The sequence below is a fragment of the Tardiphaga robiniae genome, from assembly GCF_013359755.1.
GTDB classification, from domain to species: domain Bacteria; phylum Pseudomonadota; class Alphaproteobacteria; order Rhizobiales; family Xanthobacteraceae; genus Tardiphaga; species Tardiphaga robiniae.
Genome location: NZ_JABMCJ010000093.1, coordinates 312,446 through 332,326 on the forward strand (window position 1 = coordinate 312,446; position 19,881 = coordinate 332,326).

The following is a 19,881-nucleotide window of genomic DNA, read 5'->3' on the forward strand; positions in this document are numbered from 1 at the left end:
TCCGGGTTCGCCCGCGCAAGATGCGCGAGCGCCCCGGAATGACGAGATTGGTGTAAGGGTCTCGTCGTCCCCTTGCCGACGCAGAGGTCCCACATATGACGCAGAACTTCGCCGCAATCATTCTCGGCGGGACCGGGCAAGTCGGTGGTGCAGCCGTCACCGAGCTGCTGGCAGTTCCCGAATGCCGCGAAGTGGTGATGATCACCAGAAAGCCCATTGCCGCGCGATCGCGCGTGCGCAACGTCGTTCTTGATACCGGCGCTGCTGACTTTGCCGAACGCACTGCCGGCCTAGCCCGTGAAGTTTTAAGCCAAGGGCCCGCCAGCGCTGTGAGCTGCGTGGGTGTCGGTTCCGGCTCGATGCGGTGGAGCGAAGAGGAGCTGAAGCGCCTTGAACTCGGCGTTGTCGGCGCCTTCGCGCGTGGCTGCCGTGACGCCGGCATCGCCCAGTTCTGCCTGCTGTCTGCAGTAGGAAGCACAGCCCAAAGCCGGTTTCGCTATGTCCGCGTCATGGGCATGAAGGAAGACAATGTGCGCAACGTCGGTTTTACCCGCCTCGCGATCTTCCAGCCCGGCATTATTGTCGGCAACGCGCATACCCCGGCCTGGGTCGGTTGGCTGGGACGTCTCGTGCCTGGTCGGTTTGGCAATGTCGATCAGCGTGACATCGGCCGTTCAATCGCTGCCGAGATCGCCCTGCATCACCGCGAGACCGGCGTCGTGATCCTTGAGAACGCCGCCATGAAAGCGCTCGCTGCTCAAATTACTCCACCGTCAGTCTGATCCCGTCATAGGCGGGGACCACACTCTCCGGCAGTATCGCCTTTACCGCCTCGTAATCCACATCCGCCGTCATATTGGTGATCACCGTCCGCTTCGGCTTGAAGCGGTCGCGCCAGCGCAGCGCATCACTGATGCTGAAATGGCTGGGATGCTGTGTGTAGCGCAGCGCGTCGACGATCCAGAGGTCGAGACCTTCGAGCGCCGGCCAGCTCTCTTCCGGGATGTCGTTGAGATCAGGCGTATAGGCCGTATTGCCGATCCGGTAGCCCAGCGCCGGGATGTTGCCATGTTGGACCAGGAACGGCGTCAGCGTCAGATCACCGCCCTTCCCCGTGATGGTTCGGCTCTCGCCGGCCTCGATGCGAAGGCGATCGAGGATCGGCGGATAGTCGCTGCCGGCGGGCGACTGAAAGCAATAGCCGAAGCGCAGCATGATATCCGTCGCCGTCGAGGCGTTCATATGGACCGGGATACGCTTGCGGCGTTTCAGCACCACTGAGCGGAGGTCGTCCATGCCGTGGGTCTGGTCCGCATGCTCATGCGTCAGGAAGACCGCATCGATGTCATCGACATTAGCGTCGATCAATTGCTCGCGCAGGTCCGGCGAGGTGTCGATCACCACACGCGTGACGCCCTCGGGCCCGATCCGCTCCGCCATCATCGAACACCGACGGCGACGATTCCTGGGATTGGCGGGATCGCAGGCGCCCCAGCCAAGCGCTGGGCGCGGCACACCCGCCGAGGATCCGCAGCCGAGAATGGTGAGCACCAGCGTCATGCCGGCACGCCAGTGCCAGGCCCGCTCCCGGCGGATGCCTTGCTGAACAGGCGAAAGAAGTTCTCTGTGGTCTGCCGCGACAGTTCTTCGAGCGACACGCCTCGTGTTTCCGCGAGCACCTTCGCCGTCTCGACCACATAGGATGGCTCGTTGCGCTTGCCGCGCCATTTGCCGGGCGCCAGATACGGCGCATCGGTTTCGACCATGATGCGGTCGGCGGGAAGCTCAGCCGCGAGATCGCGCAGCTCCTGCGACTTCTTGAAGGTGATGATGCCGGTGAAGGAGATCGATAGGCCCATGTCGATGGCCTTCATCGCCAGCTCCCGTCCGCCGGTGTAGCAATGCAGCACCGCCTTGAACGCGCCCTTCGCCATCTCGTCTGCGAGAATAGTGCCGCATTGTTCGTCGGCCTCGCGCGTATGGATCACCAGTGGCAATCCGGTCGCGCGGGCTGCAGCGATATGGGCGCGAAAGCCGCGCTCCTGCGCGCCGGACGATTCATGCTCGTAGAAATTATCGAGCCCGGCTTCGCCAAGAGCAACGACCTTCGGATGCTTCGTCAGTTCGATCAGTTCTTCGGCGGGAATGCCGTCTTCCTCGTCCGCATTGTGCGGATGGGTGCCGACCGAGCAATAGACGTTCGGAAAGCGCTCCGCGATGGCGAGCAGTGCCGGGAGCCGGCGCACCCGCGTCGAGATGGTCACGAGCTTGCCGACGCCCGCGGCTTCGGCACGCGCGACGATGCCGTCGAGATCGTCGGCGAAGTCGGGGAAATCCAGATGGCAGTGGCTATCGACAAGCATCTCGCAAACTCAGCTCGCAGCCGGCGGCTCGACATAGCGCGGGAACACGCCGGTCGGCGTCGGCAGCTGCGTGCCCGGCCTAATGCGGGTCGCAATTGCCGTGAAGTCGCGCTCGCTTTCGGGGATGCCGAGCACGTCGAGCAGCTTCGCACATGACGCCGGCATTACCGGCTGCGCCAGAATAGCAACCTGACGCACGACTTCGGCAGTCACGTAGAGCACCGTGGCCTGCTTCTTCGGATCGGTCTTGGCCAGCGCCCACGGCGCCTCGCCCGCGAAATAGCGGTTGGCCTCGGCCACCACGGCCCAGATCGCGTTCAACGCCTGATGGATCTGCTGCGTCGCCATGGCGGTGCGTGCGAGTTCCAGCATGCCATCGGCCTGCGCCAGGATGGCCTTGTCGTTATCGCTGAAATCGCCGGGTTCAGGCAGCACGCCGTCATACTGCTTGGCGATCATCGACAGCGAGCGCTGCGCGAGATTGCCAAGATCGTTGGCGAGGTCGGCATTGGTCCGATTGACGATGGCTTCGTGATTGTAGCTGCCGTCCTGTCCGAACGAGACTTCGCGCATGAAGAAATAGCGCATCTGATCGACGCCATATTGCTGCGCCATACCGATCGGATCGACCACGTTGCCGACCGACTTCGACATCTTCTCACCGCGGTTGAGAAGAAATCCGTGACTGAAGACGCGATGCGGGACGTCGACGCCAGCAGCCATCAGGAATGCAGGCCAGTATACCGCGTGAAAGCGAACGATATCCTTGCCGATCACATGCAGATTGGCAGGCCAATAGCGTTTGAAGTCGTCGCCATCGACATCCGGATAGCCGGCTGCCGTGATGTAGTTGGTCAGCGCATCGATCCAGACATACATCACATGACCGGGCGCACCCGGCACCTTGATGCCCCAGTCGAACGTGGTCCGCGAAATCGACAGATCCTGCAGGCCGCCCTTCACGAAACTCGTCACTTCGTTGAGACGCTCGCGCGGCAACACAAAGTCCGGAACGCGCGCGTACAGATCGAGCAGCTTGTCCTGGTAGGCGGACAGACGGAAGAAATAGGTTTCCTCCTCGGTCCACTCGACCGGCGAGCCGAGCGGCTCACGCCGGACACCATCGTCGCCGAGCGTCGTTTCCGCTTCGTCGAAATAGGCTTCCTGGCGAACCGAATACCAGCCGGCATATTTGTCGAGATAGATGGCGCCCGCCTTCTCCAGGGCGACCCACAGCGCCTGAACGGAGCGCTCATGGCGCTTCTCGGTGGTGCGAATGTAGTCGTCATAGGAAATGTTGAGCGCAGCATCCATCTCGCGAAAACGCGCAGAATTCCGGTCGGCCAGTTCGAGCGGCGTCAGGCCTTCCTTGACGGCGGTCTGCTGCATCTTGAGACCGTGCTCATCCGTTCCGGTCAGGAAACGAACGTCGTAGCCGTCGAGCCTCTGGAAGCGGGCAATCGTGTCGGTCGCCATGACCGTATAGGCATGACCGATATGCGGCACGCCATTGGGATAGAAGATCGGCGTTGTCAGAAAATACGCCGGTCGGGTTGCATCGGTTGCAGATGTCATGGCTGACTTTACGGACCTTGAATAAGACGATCTTGGTGAAGCGCGGATCGGCTGAAACCAGTCTCGCAGCGATCAGCGCGTTGCTTCCGCGAGCAGTCCAAACACCGAGAAAACCAGCGGTTTTCGCTCGAGATTGTAGGATTCGGTCTCGCGCGCGGCTCGGTTGATCTTTTCCCATACCTCCGCCAGCCGCGCAAGGCGGGGCAAATTGGCGTTGGCATTGGCATCGTCGGCCCGCATGCGCTCGCCGATCCAGCGGTCGACACTGTCGACAAAGGCGCCGAGCGCGACACGGTCGCTGGTCCCCAGCGCATCCCCCAGCGCATGCAGCTCGCGCGGATCGACATGGGGCAGCGTGTTCAGGAGCGAGGCGGTGCGCTGGTGCAGTTTCAGCGCGCCGCCGCCCAGCAGATTCAGAGCACGGGAAACACTGCCCTCCGAGGCTTCCGCGACCTCCTTGAGCAAGGGATCGCTGGTTTCGATCTCGGCGGCCTGCGACGTGGCGCGGGTCACGTCGGCAACGGAAAGCGGACGCAGCGCCAGCTTGCGACAACGCGACTGGATGGTCGGCAACACGCGTGCCTGCGCATGTGTCACCAGCAGGAATAGCGAACGCAACGGCGGCTCTTCAAGCACCTTCAGCAGCGCGTTGGCAGCGTTGGCATTCAACTCGTCGACTGTATCGACGATACAGACACGCCAGCCGTCAACGGCGGCGGTCGAGCCGAAGAACGATACGGTCTGCCGGGTCTCATCGACAGTGATGACCGTGCGCATCACGCCCTTGTCGTTGAGCGAACGTTCCAGCGTCAGCAGCCCGCCATGGGATTCGGCGGCGACCTGGCGCACGATCGGATGCATCGGATCGAGACCGAGCGATGTTGCGGATTGCACTTGCGGCGACGCGGGATCGCGATGCGCCAGTACGAAACGCGCCATGCGATAGGCCAAAGTCGCCTTGCCGATGCCCTGCGGGCCGCCGATCAGCCAGGCATGCGGAATGCGGCCGCCGCGATAGGCGTTGAGCAGCGTGGCCTCGGCATCCTGATGACCGAACAGCGCGGTCGTCTCGCGCGGATGCGGAACCGAGATCGTTTGCTCGGACGACTTTGCGCTCATGCCGAAGTAACCTCGTGGTTCGACGGCGTTAGAAGGCGTCGGCGCAACACGCCCCAGATATTGTTCGATACGATCTTTGAATCTGCATTGGCGTCGATCAGTACGCAGCGTTGCGGTTCATCGGCTGCGATCTGCCGGAACGCGTCACGCAGCCCCTGATGGAAAGCGATGCCCTCGGCCTCGAATCTATCGGGCACATCATTGCCACGCCGCGCTGCTGCGCGTCGCATGCCGATCGACACCGGGATATCGAGAATGACGGTGAGATCTGGTTTGAGCCGTCCGATGGTGACGCGCTCCATCGCATTGAGCAGTTCCGGCGAGACGTGCCCGAGTCGGCCCTGATAGGCCCGCGTCGAATCCGAGAAGCGATCACACAGCACCCAGATGCCCTGCTCCAGCGCCGGCGCAATCACCGCATGGACATGGTCGTCGCGCGCCGCGGCAAACAGCAGCGTCTCGGCTTCAGGACCGAGCAGTTTGCCCATGCCCGACAGCACCACATGGCGGATGATCTCGGCACCGGGCGAACCGCCGGGCTCGCGGGTGACGATGACGCGCTTGCCTTCGGCCTCCAGCCGGTCGGCCAGAATCTTGATCTGGGTCGATTTGCCGGCGCCCTCGCCGCCCTCGAAACTGACGAAACGACCGCGCGGCGGCGGTGTCGTGGGCGTGTCCGTCATGTCAGAGCTTCTCGGCGCCGGCGCGGAACAGTCCGATCACCAGCTCACCGGCGCCGTCGACGGCGCGCCGCATGGTCGATCCCGTGCCGACGGCGGCCGCCGTATAGAGCGGCGTTTCGACGGCGATATTGGCGCCGCGCCAGACCTTGATCACGCCGACCGGCTGACCGGGCTCGATGGGTGCACGCACGGGGCCTTTATAGACGACGCGAGCGATCAGCTTGTCGGTGCCGTTCTTCTGCACCATCACCTTCACTGGCTCCTTGGCCGAGAGCGCGACCGAGCGGCTCTCGCCGCCAAACACCTTGGCGAAGCCGACGGTCTGGTCGGCTGCGAACAGCGTGCGAGCCTCGAAATTCTTGAAACCCCACTCCAGCAGCTTCTTCGCCTCGGTCGCACGATCGTCCGGATCGTCCAGACCGTTGATCACCACGATCAGCCGCATGCCGTCGCGGATGGCCGAGCCGACCATGCCGTAGCCACCATCCTTGGTGTAGCCGGTCTTGAAACCGTCAGCGCCGTCCAGCGTCGCCAGCAACGGATTGCGGTTCTGCTGGCGGATCTTGTTCCAGGTGAATTCGCGCTCGCCGAACAGTTTGTAGAATTCGGGATAGGTGCGAACGATATGTCGGGCGAGCAGACCAAGCTCGCGCACCGTCATCTTGTTGCCAGGGTCCGGCAAACCATTGGAATTGGCGAAGGTGGATTTCGGCATGCCGAGCACACGTGCCCGCGCTGTCATCTTCTCGGCAAAGGCGGTCTCGCTGCCGGCGATACCCTCAGCCAGGATCATGCAAGAGTCGTTGCCGCTCTGGATGATGGCCCCGCGCAAGAGATCAGCGACCGGCACGCGGCTGTTGATGGCGGCAAACATGGTCGATGCGCCTGCCGGCGCGCCGCCCTTGCGCCAGGAATTCTCGCTGACGCGGTATTCGTCCGTGAGCTTGATGTCGCCGCGGGTCAGTGCGTCGAACACCAGTTCGACCGTCATCAGCTTCATCATGCTGGAGGGCGCGCGGAGCTCGTCGGCATTCTTCTCGAACAGCACGCTGCCGGAGCCAGCCTCGATCAGGATCGCGGTCGGCGCATCGGTATCGTAGCCGCCGTCCTCGACGACCTTCTTGGCGCCCTGCACGCTCTGGTTCGCAGCCTGCGCTGTTGGGCCGAGGGCGACGCCAAACGTCACCAGGGCAGCCAGAAGCGTCCGCCAGCTCCGCGCGGCGAATTGCGATCGTTTCAAGGGAATGGAGCCAGATGCCATGTGCTGTCCTGAGTGCTCTGGTCTTAACAGGATCAACGGAGGCAAACAACGCGGCAAGGTGCAACGCGGATTAGGGCGCCATGCTGCACCCGTCATGTTGTCGGCAGAGAAAGATGGACTGGCTTAGTAGAGACCGCGGCCAGACAGGATCGCCTGGGCGCCGCGCGCATCGACCGTGCCGTCATCCGGCTCGGCAGGCGCAGCATAAGCGGCGTTGCTCTCATAGGACACCGCGCGATGGTTCTCGGTCATGCGCGGCGCCGATGCCGTTCGCATGCGGCTCGATGCCGACATTTCCGACGTCGAACGGATCGACGCCACATCGGCCGAGGTATTGCCGAGCGAATACGGGCGGCCCTCCGGCAGAGGAACATCGCGGGAGACGACGCGACCGCCCTGCATGTCGGGCACGAAGGAGCGCGCCGAGGCGACACGCACCAGCGATGGCGACGGTGCCGGTTCACCGGTGCGCAGCGTGGCAACGAGCTGGCGATCGTCCGACCCTTCCAGCGGCGCGCGGCCGACATATTCGACGCGAACCTTGGCGGTGCCGTTACCCTTGAACTCGAGCAGTTCGGCGGCCTTGTTCGAGACGTCGATCAGGCGGTTGCCGTGATACGGGCCGCGATCGTTGACGCGAACGATCAGCGACTTGCCGTTATAGACGTTGGTGACGCGGGCATAGCTCGGGATCGGCAGCGTCGGATGGGCCGCGGTGAGCGAGGCCATGTCGAACACTTCGCCATTGGCTGTCAGACGGCCATGAAACGCGTCGCCATACCAGGAGGCGATGCCTTCAGCGCGGTAATTGATGTTTTCTTCCGGCACATAGAGCTTGCCGGCGACGGTGTAGGGCTTGCCGACACGGTAGGTGCCGCCGCCCTTGGGAACCGGCTCGCCCATCCCGACGACCCGAGGACTGCTCGAGACGCCATATTTCGGATCGAGGCGGCTGAAGCTGGTGGTGGAGGAGGAACAATTGGCCAGCGCCAGACAGGCGCTGATGGCCGCTGCTGCCTGAACAGCCTGGCCGAGTCGGTTTGACCCACGAATCCCCATACGCCCCAATACCATTCCAGCGGCCGCCTGCCCATCTCCGGGCATCCCCACGGCCAAAATCCCGATGCAGCCCACTTCCGCATCAAGTGGTGAATATATCGCAGCCGGATCGCGGCGGAAATGGGGAGAGCCCCGGTATGGTAAACAGAGGATGTGGGTTTTCAGCCCGCACGCCGGGTGTCGCTCGCACCGCACACGTCGCGCTAGAAGTTCCTCTTGCGATCGGTGAGATGGCACCGTGATTGTGTTCAACCACTTCAGAACACGCGCATTTTTCCGGGATCGACGCTTACATATTTACCCCGGATTCAGACGAGCTTCGTAGCGTGCACACTATGAAAAACCTCATCAAGCGATTTATCGCAGACGAAACCGGCGCCACGGCCATCGAATATGGACTGATTGCTGCCGGCATTGCCCTCGCCATCATTGCCGTCATCAACGGTATGGGCACCAAACTCAATGGCAAGTTCACATCGATCAACTCGTCACTGAAGTGACGACCTGACGATCCATTATCACTCCCCGCGCCGCCACGGCGCGCGGAGTTCTCCCTCAAGTTACGTCTCGCACGATCAATCGTACCACTCGCGGCGGATATACGGGCCGTACAGCACGTCCTGACGCCAGCGATAAACCTGCACCAGCAGGCCGCCGACACCGGCAACAACACTCAGCAACAACAAGGTCTCGATCACCACAAAGCCCCCGGCATTCTCGTTGGGCACAGCAATACATGATGATTTTTAAGATCCCCGCTGCGGTTTGTTTTGAATTTGCGGCCCGCCGCTAACGGAGATTAATTTCCGCAACTCGCTCCCCCGTCCGTTTCAACTATTTGTTAGTTGAACGATCGCGCATGATTTGGATTTGATAGCGGAACGCGCTGACGCGATTCCTGGCGGGACTCTTGCGGCGGGATGTTGGGGATGGAGATGGACGTTTCAAGGACGGATTGCGGCGGAATAACCGGTGCGGGAGAGTACAGGTTTCGCGATGGCCACCTGATCGTGACGCTCTACCAGATCGCGATCTGGGCCGAACATCCCCAAGCGATCTTCACCGTCGTCACATCGCGCTTCCAGAACAGCATGAAGCTCTATGTGCTCGGGTCGTGGCGCCTGCCGAATGCTGCAGCGTCGAGTGAGCAGCCACCCGCTCCCGCTAGTGCGGAAGGAATGTCGCTGCATTGATCACGGTGACGACCGCGAAAGCCATCACCCATAGCGGCCAGACGGACGCCTGCGCCCGCGGGCGGAACTGTCGGGGAACGCCGAAATTGCGTGCCATTGCCTGCTCCATTGCATCGACCGAACGACACTGAATGTGAGCATGCATTCTGTTAAAATTGCGTCGTGGCTTCGGCTATAATTTGTGCGTCCACGGCAAGCATAGCCGCGGCGCGCGGCGCTTCGTAATGACGCAGAGTGAGCTGGCAGCAAAGCGGGGCACCATCGCATCGTGACGATGGATGCCTACCGACGATCAGACGCACATGCTGCCGGTAAGGTTGATTGGTTAGGTTAAACCGGTAATTGCATTGACCGCACCTGCTGCCTTGCTCAATTGCCGGCATGATCGACGATGACGACAGCTATGAGTTGAATGACCAGGGCATCCGGGTGCTGATCGGGCTGACCGTGGAAGAGACTGCGGAATTCACCCGCCTTGACGGCACCATCGGTCACGGCCGCCCGCCTGGGATCTCGCTCGAACAATGGGCCCATGCCGAAGACCGGCGCTGGCTCGAACTCTATCAGAAACACGAAACTGCGCGGCAGCCGTTCTTGCAGACAGGCAAGACCAGGCACTGAGCGCGCAAAAGCGGCATTCTCCGACACCGTAAACTAAAAGCACTCTGCAAATTAAAAGCCGCGCCAACCCGAAGGTTGACGCGGCCATGGCCGTTCTGTTGCAAGGTGGACCTACCCCGAACGGTTACGCCGCGAGGCGCACTTCGTTCATGCGAACGTTATCGTTTGCATTTAGGTTTTGACCCGATAACGGCGGTATCATGCCGAGCACAATTCACAACTTCTTCGCGGCCATCGATCCTGTTTCGCCCCCGCCTGAGCAGCCCGTGCATTTCACCGTCCGGCGAAATCGACCTCACCTGGGTGAGATCGCCAGCTGCTGAGGTGGAGGCGCCGGGTACTGCCCCCGGGTCTGCCCGCAGTCCATTGAGAGGTTCAGCGCCATCGTCTTGCGACGAACCAGATATAGGCGCGATCTCAGGCGAAATCTAGGCTCGGTCCGCCCTGCATTCCGGGCGGAATGCCGCTAGCCCTTCTTGGCGGAACTCTTTTTGGTGGCGGTCTTTTTGGCGGCGCCCTTGGCCGCTTCCGCCTTGGCCGGCTTTTCTTTAGGTGCCTTGGTCTTTGCAGGTTTGGCTTCGGCAACCGGAGCTTCGACCGGCAGCACGTCAGCGGCCTGAGGCCCTGAACCCTGCGTCTCGACCGCCAGAACCTCGACCGCCGGCTCCCCGGCAGGCTTCGCGGCAGCCACCTTCTTCGCCGCAGGCGCAGGCTTGCTCTCCGCGGGCGCGGCGGCCTTGCCGGCCTCCTTGATCAGCCGCTGCGCGGCTTCGAATTTGGCCTCGCGCATCGCACGCAAGGCGTCGGCGCGCGGTGTCGGGTTTGCCATGATGGTCTCCGTCCTCAGAATCGTCAGGCTTTGCTTAGCACGCCCGGCGCCCGGCACCGACCGGCCCAAGGGAATCCCCGTGTTAGATGATTTCAGCCCCGGACAGCTGCCCCGGCGCAATCCTCTCTTTCCCTCGGCAGGCCGCTTTGCTAAGCGCTGTCCCACGACGGAAAGGTGGCCGAGTGGTTTAAGGCAGCGGTCTTGAAAACCGCCGTGCCTGCAAGGGTACCGTGGGTTCGAATCCCACCCTTTCCGCCAAATCAGCAACTATCAATCTGATTTTAAAGGGATATTTTAGGATCACTGTTTGCAGCCCACAAATGAACCAACAACCTCTCAGGGGTGCGCGCGTTCACCCACTTGCCCTGCCCCCTTTATTCTTTCAGACTTCCTTTCAGGTTTGGAGCTATACGCAGGAAGCGCCTCGTATGCTCTGTTTCGAACAATCACTGCATTCATGACCGTAGATTTACAGTTTGCGCCGGTGTTCCCTAGGCACGCGATCGAACGATGCGCTGCCACTGTAGGCTTTGTCCCGGCGCTGCCCGATAAGGCCTTCGATCGGCTGATCGCAGCCGTTACTCCAATTCTTCAGAATGCCGGCCTCATACCCCAAGCTACCGTTTCGATCGGATTTATGGTTGGTCCGGACGGGAAAATGGTACCTATGGATGGGGGCGCCCCCGGCGGCGGCCCTCGCGTTTTCTCTTTACCAGATCAGACAAGCGCGCTGACAATCACCCCTGATGGTTTGGTTTGGGCCATCAGCACATACGTACGGTGGCAGCCATTCGTTGGCGGTGTCGAAAAGAACGTCCTCCCCGTGCTCAAAGAGTTTCTGAGCGACGTGTCTATTGCGGCAGTTAAACTTGAGTACTGGGACCGATTCCTGTGGTCTGGCACGTGGGAAAATTTTGACGTCGGTAAGCTGTTGAAGAAGGGCTCTGGGTTCATTGCTCAAGAGGCTGCGACCCGTCCGAAGCAATGGCACTCCCATTCAGGCTGGTTCGACAATGAAGCAGGTCTTCGCCGTCTGACAAACGTTAACGTCGATCTTGCCGAAGTGGCAGTGGATCCCAGCTTGCCGCCTAGACCTTCTGTGGGAATCTATTCGTCACTTACCGATCAGACTAATGTTCCAGAATACGGAATGATCGATATTTCAGCACTTGGTGAAAGCTTCGTGGTTGAGCGTCTGGAACATCAGCACCTTGCGTTGAAGGATATTCTTGGCCATATCATCACTGATGAAATGGCGACTCGCATCGGATTGAACCCACGGAAGCCCCAAAATGCCGGCGCTTGATCTCGATACGACATACCAATCGAAGCCAATTGACCGAGATCGTGACAAACCCTCGATCACACGGACGGGAGCAGACATCCGCCTGCCAAGCTTGGCGAAGGCCAGGACGTTTGTGCGCCTCGTGGGCTCGGCTCAGGAAGCCGATCAGTTTGTGTTGCTCGCTCCCAGAGATCCTTGGCTAATTGAAACGATAAGGTTGATCGACGATCATCGAAACCTTGCAAAGGGCTGGGATGGCGAGTGTGCAGAACCTCCAGAAGCTGGAGCGCTGGATACTGCCGAGATGCTCTCGGTTTTTCTTAACTCGAATGGACCAGGGAGTCGGCCGACATTCTCAGTCGACTCTTTAGGCCGTCCCACCTTCGCTGCGCGGACGAACAATTTTTATATTCATCTGACTGTCGATAAAAGTGAGCGGATCACTTGGTTCGCGGAGGTGGATGGCGTCGAACACTTCCACGACGACGTTGAATTTAAGGGGCGCAAACTGCCCGACGAGTTATCAGCCATTTTATCGTAGTGGTACATGAGCCGCGAAAAATGCAGAGCGGCTATTAAAAGCACGCCTGAAGAGGAAATTGCTCGAAAGCTTCACCGTGCAACGGAAGACGTGTGCGGTTGCGAGCAATTTGAGATGGAAGACACGTCACCGGGACGAGTTTCGGACGGTGAATTACTAAATTTGGTCGTAAGTGATCCAAATAGTCTGCTCCCCGACGGCTCGCTAAATCCAGCGATGGTTGTGCAAATCGATCTCGGCGGCCTCAGCTGTTTGCGCGGTGCCGCAGAAGACGAAGAATTTCGGCTCACCATAGATCAGTTGAAGACGCGCTCGGCGGCGGCCGGAAAGCAGAGGTTTTTGCACGGCGTATGTATTTTTCCTGCTTCGACTGTTCGCTACGACAACGATTCGAGGCTCTTGGGAGTTTACGACACCGCGCTTCCCGACAAGCCTCATCATGCGGACATGATCGCTCCCGATTTGCATCCAATCACCACGTTGTCGAAGACTCAAAAAGAAAAAGAAAATCGCAGACGATATAAACGCATCATCGAGTTAATCGGAGCAACGCTCGTGCCGGCGCGGCAATTCCGCGGCGGCCAGTTTGCTACTTACGGACGATGAACAAGGGCGCCCGCCGGCGAACCGGCGGGCTTTCCTTGCTAGGCCGCTCGCTTAACCTCAATACCCGTCAGGTGCGAAAGCATCAGGCCGACCATCTGCTCCTCCTTGGTGTTTCCGTCCTCGATCTCGCCAAGCCAGCAGAAGTTGATGATCGCTGAAGCAACGGCACGAAAGCCCGCGAGCGTCGTCGGCTTCAACTCCATCATCTCCTCGAAGACGGCTGCCTCCTCGTCCCAAACGGCGCGCAGCGCTCGATCGGCTGCGTCGTAGCCACTTTCCTGTCGAGACTTCGCATGCGCCTCGCGGTGGGTGTCAAGTGCGGCAATGAGTTCGTCGGCTCGCTTCCGCCGCTGCTCATCGCCGAGCGATACGAAAAGATCCGCGGGCGCGCCGGCGGGAAGGCTTCGGTTGCTTCTCCAGTTCGATAATCCGAATTCGTCCCACTGCTCCGATGTGCCAATGAAATTCCATTGATGGAATTCGGTGCGACCACGAAGCTTGTCGATGTCGTCCTCCACGCACCATTCTTCCCAACGTCCGTCGGCTTGGCGCGTGTACGAGCCGACGTCTCCGTCGTCGTAGCGCTTCAGCAAGACGCGCGGGCGTTCTGGCCGTACCCAGGCATCATCGCATTTACCGAGTTCGATCGAGCGCTGCCTGCATAGGCCTCGAAGCCTTGTGAGCTCATCCGCTAGCGTGATCAGCCTGGCCTCATATCCTTCGGCCGCGCGCGCTGGTGACGGCAAAAGCTGAACGGCGACTGGCGTTGCCGCCAGCGGTAGCGTGACTAGCTGGTTCATGAGGGTCCTCCGTGTCAGGGCTGAGCCAATCGCTCGAGGAACGAAAGTCGGTGCCCTGCCCTCTGGTTCGCTGTCCACAGGGACGGTCTGGGCCGCGCGTGGGCGGCTATCTGGAATCAGGGGCGCTCGGCATGCTGTTCGGTCGCCGGCAGCGCTGGCGGACTCCGCACGGGGCGGAAACATGGGTATGGCTAGGGTCATTGTGGTCGCTCACTGAAATGGGCCTCTCACAGCCGCGCTCGGAGACAGTCCGAGCAGCCGGGGGGTGAGAGCCTGTCAGTGAGACAGGTGCGCCGGTTTTAAGCCCCGAAGGACTCTGGACAGAACGGCACGCCCCGGCCATAATTCGGCCGTTCGGAGCCGCGCCGCCAAGCGCGTCCGTTGGAGCCCTCATCGGGCGCCATTATTCAACCGCCGCCACGTCGCTTGCAGGCGACAAGGCAATTCCTTGCAGGGAATGGTGCGGTCGAAGTCACTGATCCGGGCTCTCACACCCGCCTTCATGCTCATCTGAATTCGTTAACAAATCAATCCCTCTCGGGGGCGCCTTGGCGCGTCTGGCCCATCGGATCGGGAGTCCGAAGAAGCAGCCCGTACGTGCGCGCCTGTGGGTAGTAGCGGCGGACGGCTAAAGTATCGTTGCCTCCCGCCCAAGTTGCGGGTTCATTGTGCGCCGGCATCAATAACATCAATCGTCGGGGCGGAAATGCGATTAGCATCTTTTCGAGTGCGGGAGTTTCAGAGCGTTCGGGACTCTGGAGACGTCAAGGTCGGGGATATCACCTGTCTGGTCGGCAAAAACGAGGCCGGCAAAAGTGCGCTGCTGAAGGCCCTTTATCGCGTGAATCCCGTCGTGCCTGAAGAAGGCGGCTTTGATGTAACAATCGATTATCCCCGCATGTCAGTCGAGGACTATCGCCACGATGTTGAGACTAAGAAACGAGGCATCGCGAACCCCATCGCAACTCAGTACGAACTCACTGACGACGAGGTCGAAGCCATCGAGAGCGAATTCGGCAAATGTCTGAAAAATCGCTTCGTCATGATCTATAAGTACTATGACAATTCTCGCACCTTCAATATGAGTGTCGACGAAGTCGCTGGCCTGACAGCGCTCATCAAAAAAGCTGACATCCCAGAACCGCTTCGCGGGAATCTTCTCGCAAGCACCGTCACAGCGGACGGAGTTCTCGCGAAGCTAACGGCGGCCGAAGCCACCACTGAAACCGATCGGCTCAAAACCCTCTTCACAGCTATCAGCAAAACAAGCGTGAAGAAGTATATTTACGATGAATACGTGCACGAAGCCGAGCCCTCGTATCTTTATTTCGACGAATATTATCAAATGACCGGCCACGAAAATATTGAGGCCCTCGTCCAGCGCTCAGAAGCAAAGGCTCTCAAGTCTTCGGATCATCCAATGCTGGGGCTCATCCGGCTTGCCAGGCTGAAGCTTCCGGACTTGCTTAATCCACAGAGCACCATCGACCTGAAGGGAAAGCTTGAAGGTGCAAGCAATCACTTAACCAGGCAGGTGCTGAAATACTGGTCGCAAAATAAGCATCTCAAAATGACATTTGACGTTCGACCGGGCCTGGCACGCGACCCCGAAGGCATGAGGACAGGAACGAACATCTGGGGCGGCGTATTCGACAGCCGCCATGCGGTGACCACAGAGTTGGGAAGTCGATCGAGAGGCTTTGTGTGGTTTTTCTCGTTCCTAGCGTGGTACTCGGATGTAAAGCGCGACAATAAGCCGGTAATTCTACTGCTCGATGAACCTGGCCTGACGCTGCATGCAAAAGCTCAAGACGACCTACTTCGTTACTTCGAGACGGAGTTGAAGGGCGAGCACCAGTTAATCTATTCGACGCATTCACCCTTTATGATTGATGCGAAGCACTTCGATCGTGTGCGCATTGTCCAAGACGCAAGCATCGACGGCTCTGAAGACATCGGTGGCACGGAAGTACTCAAGGACGTTTACGCCGCGAGTGAAGACAGTTTATTTCCGTTGCAGGCAGCTCTCGGATACGAGATGCATCAAAGCCTATTTGTTGGCCCTTACTCGCTGATTGTTGAAGGGGCCGCCGATCTGCTGTTCATTCAAACTATGTCAGCCCTACTCGGCGCGGACGGGCGGACATCCTTGGACGAGCGTTGGACCGTCACTCCAGTCGGGGGCGCGTCAAAAATACCGACTTTCGTCGCGCTCCTCGGATCTCAGAAAGGCATGACCATAGCAACTTTGATCGACAGTCAGACGTCCGATCAGGAGGCTATTGAAGCTCTGTACAAAGAGAAGCTTCTGAAAAAGGCCAACGTGATAACCTTCGCAGACATCTTGGACGCAAAGGAAGCTGACGTCGAGGACATGTTTGGACAAGCATTTTACCTGCAGATCGTGAATGCTGAGTTCAAGGGGCAGCTGTCCGGTCAAATCAAGGCAGCAGCGATAAAGTCTAAACACCCTCGTTTAACAAAGCGCCTAGACGAATATTTTGCCGAGCACCCATTGAAGCAAGGCTCCTTTGGACACTTTCGACCGGCCCGCTATTTCAGCGAAAACGCAGCCAGTTTGAAGAAAGACATACCGGCCACCGCGTTCGATAGCTTCGAAAAAGCATTTAAGAAGCTGAACAAGCTGCTCGATTGATTGATCGTGCAATCATAGCCGATAGCGGGCGCAACCACCGCGATTCCCGCTGGCCTGCCATCCATGCGATCATACACCCTGGTCACGAATCAAATCGGAAGGGAAACTCTGATGTCACACCTAGTAGATAATCGGCTGGTAGCAGCAACATTAGCCGCTCCAGTAATTGCGAAACTAGAGCTCGGCGCCGCACTCGAGAATGAAGCGGTCAGAATTTATAATGAAATACTGAAACGGTTGGATGAACAATCTGCGAAGGCAGCAGCCGATGGCATTGATAGCTACCTTTCAGGATCGATCATGAGGTAGGCCGTGCCAGCGAGGCACTCCGTCACGGGCCGTTCTGGGTCACCAACTGTTTCTGTGTCCGGCGCTGCCGCTGAGGCACCACCGGCGCGACGTCTGCCAGACCGTTCGGGCCGTCTCCCGCGGGCCGTCGTCTCGGCGTTCTTGTTTGTTCCAATTATGTAATACCCCGTAACTTCTATTAATCAGCGCAAAACTGCATCGCTGGACCGCAGTTCAGGACTTTTGTTCATGCCTACAAACGAACTGATTGGATCAGCCGTTGTTGCAGCCTTTGTTTCCGGCGTCGTTTCCATCGCGGGTGCGCTAATATCGAACCGCACATCTGCGAGTATCAATCGAGAGAAGATCGCGGCGGATGGCGAGCTTGCTGATCGCCGCTTTCGGTACGACCGGGAGATGCACGATTACAAGCGCCGAACCGAGCTCGGCGAAGACGTCTTGGCGAGCTTCTATGAGTTTCGGGACATTATGCGCTCGGTGCGTAACCCCGGATCTTCTGGCAATGAAGGCGATACCAGAGAACGAGCGCCGGGAGAGTCTCCAGATCTCGCACGCAGCAGGGATTTGTACTTCATTCCGTTCGAGCGACTAAATAAAAACGCACAGTTCCTTGGAGCCCTCTTCAGTAAACGCTATCGTGCGCGAGCGCTGTTCGGTGAAAATATAGAGAAAGCGTTCTCGCAATCCCATCAAGCGATGGTGTGGGTTCGTGTCTCCGCAAGCATGCTAATGCGAACGGCTGGCCATCCTCCAAATTTTGAACAACAAAACCGCTGGGAAGGCGACATCTGGGAGGGCTTTGCGGAGCAGGATCGCGTTGCTCTTGCAATCGACCAAGCGATTGGCCTAGCCGAATCCGCCATTGAGCCTTCACTCTCGCGTCAGCCTTCCGGCGAATAGTGCTGCGCTAAGGCCGCGCCGCCATGACGCAATCCGGCTCTATCGAAGACCCGGTCCGACTGATCCACATTCGCGTAGTCTGTGAATAGCGGGCGCAACCGGTCCGCGGCTCCCGCCAGCCGCCTACCCGTGCGATCATGCACCCTGATCACGAATCAAGCTGCTTCAACGGAGCGAATATGAGCGACGCGAACGCGATGGTGAAAAGCCTGGAGATACTTGATAGATCCGCCAAAGAGCTCTCAGGCCTCGGCTTCAACAATGTGACCGTCAGCGAGATGTTTTTTGCCTACGGCATCCGCATCGGGGTGCTCGTCGAGGGCGCAGCCGTGTTCGGCGCCGCCCGCGCCGTGATCGACAGCATGGAGAAGCAAAGCCGTGGTTGACGACGCTAATTCTGGCGCGATCTACACTGAACGCTATGTGGCGTTCATCGATATCCTAGGGTTCAGTGACGTCGTTCGGCAGTCGACGTTTTTTCCATGGCGCGTAGCCAGTCTGATCTCGATCCTCGAGCAGATGGCGGATCCTCAGCAATACCTTCTTGATGGGCTACTGCTCGAAGCGGACAGCTTCAAAGCCCAATCATTCTCCGACTGCATCGTAATGTCAGAAAACGCCAGCCCAGGTGGTTTGCTTCACTTGTTAGGCGCATTGACGGTCACAAGCGTCAAGCTCTTGGCGAAAGGCATATTCACTCGTGGCGGAATCGCGAAGGGGCTCTTGCACCACACCGATAAAGTGGTTTTTGGCCCCGCAATGATCGAGGCCTACAGGCTAGAATCCACAACGGCAAAGTACCCGCGTATCCTTGTCGATAAGGCTACGCATGTTGACTACAAATCTCCGACGTACACGCACGCTGGTGCCAACTATTCAGAACTTCCTGCATTCCGCTTCGACAACGACGGCCCACCTTTTCTGGATATTCTAGCGCCGCTACGACTTCCGACAGCCGATGGTTTTGAAGAGGACATTCCGCTAATTCGGGAAGAGATACAGCGCTCACTTGACGAGGCTATTTACGAACCAAAGCACTTCGAAAAAGTGAGATGGCTCGCTATTTACTGGAACGAGCTTGCGCTTTCCATCGGCGCGCGGACGGTCGATTTTCCACAGCTCGATCATTTGAATCCGAAAAAGACGTAGTGTGCTTCTTCGCTAGGGCAGCACCACCACCACGACGCATTTAAGCCGACGCCTTGCCGCCGACCCGGTCCGCCCACCTGTGAATCACCCGAGAGCTGACCGAGCCCGCTGTCACGGTGGTAAGCTGCGCGAAGCCGCCAACCGCACAGAACTCGCCGTCGATGCCTTTATTGGCGATCAGGTGAGCACGCTGCAGCTGCAGAATTCGAAGCCCATGGACTGCAGGATTGATCGCATCGGCGTCGCCATCTAACGGCAACGACGCCACGATCTTCTCGTGGAGCCCGAGCTCATTAGGCAGACACGTGACGCCTGCAAGCGTAACGACGCGCCATGCGCACCCGTATCGATCATGGCTCGCGACCATGTAGGAGCACGGCCCAGTCGATTCCGAAATGCCGGCGACGAGGACCTCGAAGTCAGCGCTGGCCCGGCAGTCCTCGAACACCGGGGCATAATTGTGCGCGCCGGCCTGAAGCAGCTCGACGATGACGGATCTCAGTTCGTCGAAGGACGCCGCACCGTTGCCGATGAGCTCGGCAAAAATCGGCCTCATGCCGGCGGGACCGCGCATCGCGACCGCGCAGTCGAGATGTGGCATCGGCACCGCCTTCGGCCCGATCATCATAATCTCGCCGTCCGGGTGGTACGCCAGCGCATCCGTCAAGAGATGCACGGAGTTCGACTGGAGTATCACATTCATTGCGGACATGCGCGGTACCTTTCATTGCATTGGTAAGAAGAGAGCCTCCGAGCCCAATTGCGGCGGTACCGAGCATCCCGGGGATGCCGGCACCGAACAGCGCAGGACCAGCCCAAAGAGCGAAGGCGGAGACCGCAACGAGCGCGACCAACCCCAGAACCTGCTTGGTGCCGTTCTGGCCGCCGCCCAGCGGATACGAAACGAAGCGGACGTTGTCGTTCGCCGCTAT

23 protein-coding genes, 1 tRNA gene and 1 other RNA gene are annotated in these 19,881 nt (G+C 59.4%); 13 read left to right on the plus strand and 12 right to left on the minus strand.

Translation table 11 applies throughout. From position 1 onward, the window contains the following. Positions 1-95 precede the first annotated feature (95 nt). Positions 96-782 (plus strand): Rossmann-fold NAD(P)-binding domain-containing protein, encoded by a 687-nt coding sequence (locus tag HP556_RS25665; RefSeq protein WP_175369052.1) that lies wholly within the window; start codon positions 96-98, stop codon positions 780-782. Here HP556_RS25665 and HP556_RS25670 read toward each other — a convergent pair. From HP556_RS25670 to HP556_RS25700, 7 genes are all read right to left on the minus strand, one after another. Further along, complete coding sequence (locus HP556_RS25670; RefSeq protein ID WP_175369053.1) at positions 763-1,560, minus strand: MBL fold metallo-hydrolase; 798 nt, start codon at positions 1,558-1,560, stop codon at positions 763-765. The genes HP556_RS25665 and HP556_RS25670 overlap by 20 nt on opposite strands. After that, positions 1,557-2,363, minus strand: a complete 807-nt coding sequence (locus HP556_RS25675; RefSeq protein WP_175369054.1) for a TatD family hydrolase — start codon at positions 2,361-2,363, stop codon at positions 1,557-1,559. The genes HP556_RS25670 and HP556_RS25675 overlap by 4 nt, the downstream gene beginning before the upstream one ends. Before the next feature lie 9 nt (positions 2,364-2,372). Beyond that, a complete protein-coding gene (gene metG / locus HP556_RS25680; protein WP_175369055.1) occupies positions 2,373-3,938 on the minus strand; it encodes a methionine--tRNA ligase in 1,566 nt (521 codons plus the stop codon). A 72-nt stretch (positions 3,939-4,010) separates the two neighbouring features. Further along, positions 4,011-5,057: a DNA polymerase III subunit delta' gene (locus tag HP556_RS25685; RefSeq protein ID WP_115028791.1), complete on the minus strand. Its 1,047-nt coding sequence runs from the start codon at positions 5,055-5,057 to the stop codon at positions 4,011-4,013. Next, positions 5,054-5,740, minus strand: coding sequence for a dTMP kinase (tmk, locus tag HP556_RS25690; RefSeq protein ID WP_092143015.1), 687 nt, complete (start codon positions 5,738-5,740; stop codon positions 5,054-5,056). Before tmk ends, HP556_RS25685 begins: the two co-directional genes overlap by 4 nt. Position 5,741: 1 nt before the next feature. After that, on the minus strand, positions 5,742-7,001 hold the full coding sequence (locus HP556_RS25695; protein WP_175369056.1) for a D-alanyl-D-alanine carboxypeptidase family protein: 1,260 nt from the start codon (positions 6,999-7,001) through the stop codon (positions 5,742-5,744). Positions 7,002-7,124: 123 nt separating this feature from the next. After that, on the minus strand, positions 7,125-8,060 hold the full coding sequence (locus HP556_RS25700; protein WP_175369140.1) for a septal ring lytic transglycosylase RlpA family protein: 936 nt from the start codon (positions 8,058-8,060) through the stop codon (positions 7,125-7,127). A gap of 335 nt (positions 8,061-8,395) precedes the next feature. Here HP556_RS25700 and HP556_RS25705 point away from each other — a divergent pair, with 335 nt between their 5' ends. Continuing rightward, positions 8,396-8,560 carry a Flp family type IVb pilin gene (locus HP556_RS25705; protein WP_089264337.1) on the plus strand — a complete coding sequence of 55 codons (165 nt, stop codon included), beginning with the start codon at positions 8,396-8,398 and terminating at the stop codon, positions 8,558-8,560. Positions 8,561-8,635: 75 nt separating this feature from the next. Here the strand turns inward: HP556_RS25705 and HP556_RS30435 are convergent, their stop codons facing one another. After that, positions 8,636-8,758 carry a hypothetical protein gene (locus tag HP556_RS30435; RefSeq protein ID WP_276509758.1) on the minus strand — a complete coding sequence of 41 codons (123 nt, stop codon included), beginning with the start codon at positions 8,756-8,758 and terminating at the stop codon, positions 8,636-8,638. Positions 8,759-8,995: 237 nt separating this feature from the next. Between HP556_RS30435 and HP556_RS25710 the strand changes: the two genes are divergently transcribed. Both HP556_RS25710 and HP556_RS25715 read left to right on the plus strand, forming a co-directional pair. Further along, entirely contained in the window at positions 8,996-9,253 is a 258-nt protein-coding gene (locus HP556_RS25710; protein ID WP_175369057.1) for a hypothetical protein, read from the plus strand. A gap of 381 nt (positions 9,254-9,634) precedes the next feature. Beyond that, positions 9,635-9,874, plus strand: coding sequence for a hypothetical protein (locus HP556_RS25715; protein WP_175369058.1), 240 nt, complete (start codon positions 9,635-9,637; stop codon positions 9,872-9,874). A gap of 82 nt (positions 9,875-9,956) precedes the next feature. On the opposite strand, the gene ssrA is transcribed toward HP556_RS25715, so the two are convergent. Both ssrA and HP556_RS25725 read right to left on the minus strand, forming a co-directional pair. Then, positions 9,957-10,309: a transfer-messenger RNA gene (ssrA, locus tag HP556_RS25720) on the minus strand. Positions 10,310-10,340: 31 nt separating this feature from the next. After that, positions 10,341-10,703 (minus strand): histone-like protein 2, encoded by a 363-nt coding sequence (locus HP556_RS25725; protein ID WP_175369059.1) that lies wholly within the window; start codon positions 10,701-10,703, stop codon positions 10,341-10,343. Between the two features lie 168 nt (positions 10,704-10,871). Between HP556_RS25725 and HP556_RS25730 the strand changes: the two genes are divergently transcribed. From HP556_RS25730 to HP556_RS25745, 4 genes are all read left to right on the plus strand, one after another. After that, positions 10,872-10,961 (plus strand) — tRNA-Ser (locus HP556_RS25730). Positions 10,962-11,160: 199 nt separating this feature from the next. Next, the gene (locus HP556_RS25735; protein ID WP_175369060.1) at positions 11,161-12,009 is read left to right on the plus strand and encodes a hypothetical protein; all 849 of its coding nucleotides are present in this window, start codon (positions 11,161-11,163) and stop codon (positions 12,007-12,009) included. Next, the gene (locus HP556_RS25740; protein ID WP_175369061.1) at positions 11,996-12,529 is read left to right on the plus strand and encodes a hypothetical protein; all 534 of its coding nucleotides are present in this window, start codon (positions 11,996-11,998) and stop codon (positions 12,527-12,529) included. Before HP556_RS25735 ends, HP556_RS25740 begins: the two co-directional genes overlap by 14 nt. Positions 12,530-12,535: 6 nt before the next feature. After that, positions 12,536-13,135: a hypothetical protein gene (locus HP556_RS25745; protein WP_175369062.1), complete on the plus strand. Its 600-nt coding sequence runs from the start codon at positions 12,536-12,538 to the stop codon at positions 13,133-13,135. Between the two features lie 38 nt (positions 13,136-13,173). Here the strand turns inward: HP556_RS25745 and HP556_RS25750 are convergent, their stop codons facing one another. Next, positions 13,174-13,935 (minus strand): hypothetical protein, encoded by a 762-nt coding sequence (locus tag HP556_RS25750; RefSeq protein ID WP_175369063.1) that lies wholly within the window; start codon positions 13,933-13,935, stop codon positions 13,174-13,176. Between the two features lie 727 nt (positions 13,936-14,662). Between HP556_RS25750 and HP556_RS25755 the strand changes: the two genes are divergently transcribed. From HP556_RS25755 to HP556_RS25775, 5 genes are all read left to right on the plus strand, one after another. After that, positions 14,663-16,591 carry an AAA family ATPase gene (locus HP556_RS25755; protein WP_338117617.1) on the plus strand — a complete coding sequence of 643 codons (1,929 nt, stop codon included), beginning with the start codon at positions 14,663-14,665 and terminating at the stop codon, positions 16,589-16,591. Between the two features lie 111 nt (positions 16,592-16,702). Further along, complete coding sequence (locus HP556_RS25760) at positions 16,703-16,900, plus strand: hypothetical protein (RefSeq protein WP_175369065.1); 198 nt, start codon at positions 16,703-16,705, stop codon at positions 16,898-16,900. A 228-nt stretch (positions 16,901-17,128) separates the two neighbouring features. Next, positions 17,129-17,800, plus strand: a complete 672-nt coding sequence (locus HP556_RS25765) for a hypothetical protein (RefSeq protein ID WP_175369066.1) — start codon at positions 17,129-17,131, stop codon at positions 17,798-17,800. Between the two features lie 179 nt (positions 17,801-17,979). Then, complete coding sequence (locus HP556_RS25770) at positions 17,980-18,186, plus strand: hypothetical protein (RefSeq protein WP_175369067.1); 207 nt, start codon at positions 17,980-17,982, stop codon at positions 18,184-18,186. Beyond that, on the plus strand, positions 18,179-18,949 hold the full coding sequence (locus HP556_RS25775; protein WP_175369068.1) for a hypothetical protein: 771 nt from the start codon (positions 18,179-18,181) through the stop codon (positions 18,947-18,949). The genes HP556_RS25770 and HP556_RS25775 overlap by 8 nt, the downstream gene beginning before the upstream one ends. 40 nt (positions 18,950-18,989) lie before the next feature. On the opposite strand, the gene HP556_RS25780 is transcribed toward HP556_RS25775, so the two are convergent. Next, positions 18,990-19,661: a hypothetical protein gene (locus HP556_RS25780; protein WP_175369069.1), complete on the minus strand. Its 672-nt coding sequence runs from the start codon at positions 19,659-19,661 to the stop codon at positions 18,990-18,992. Between the last annotated feature and the right edge of the window lie 220 nt (positions 19,662-19,881).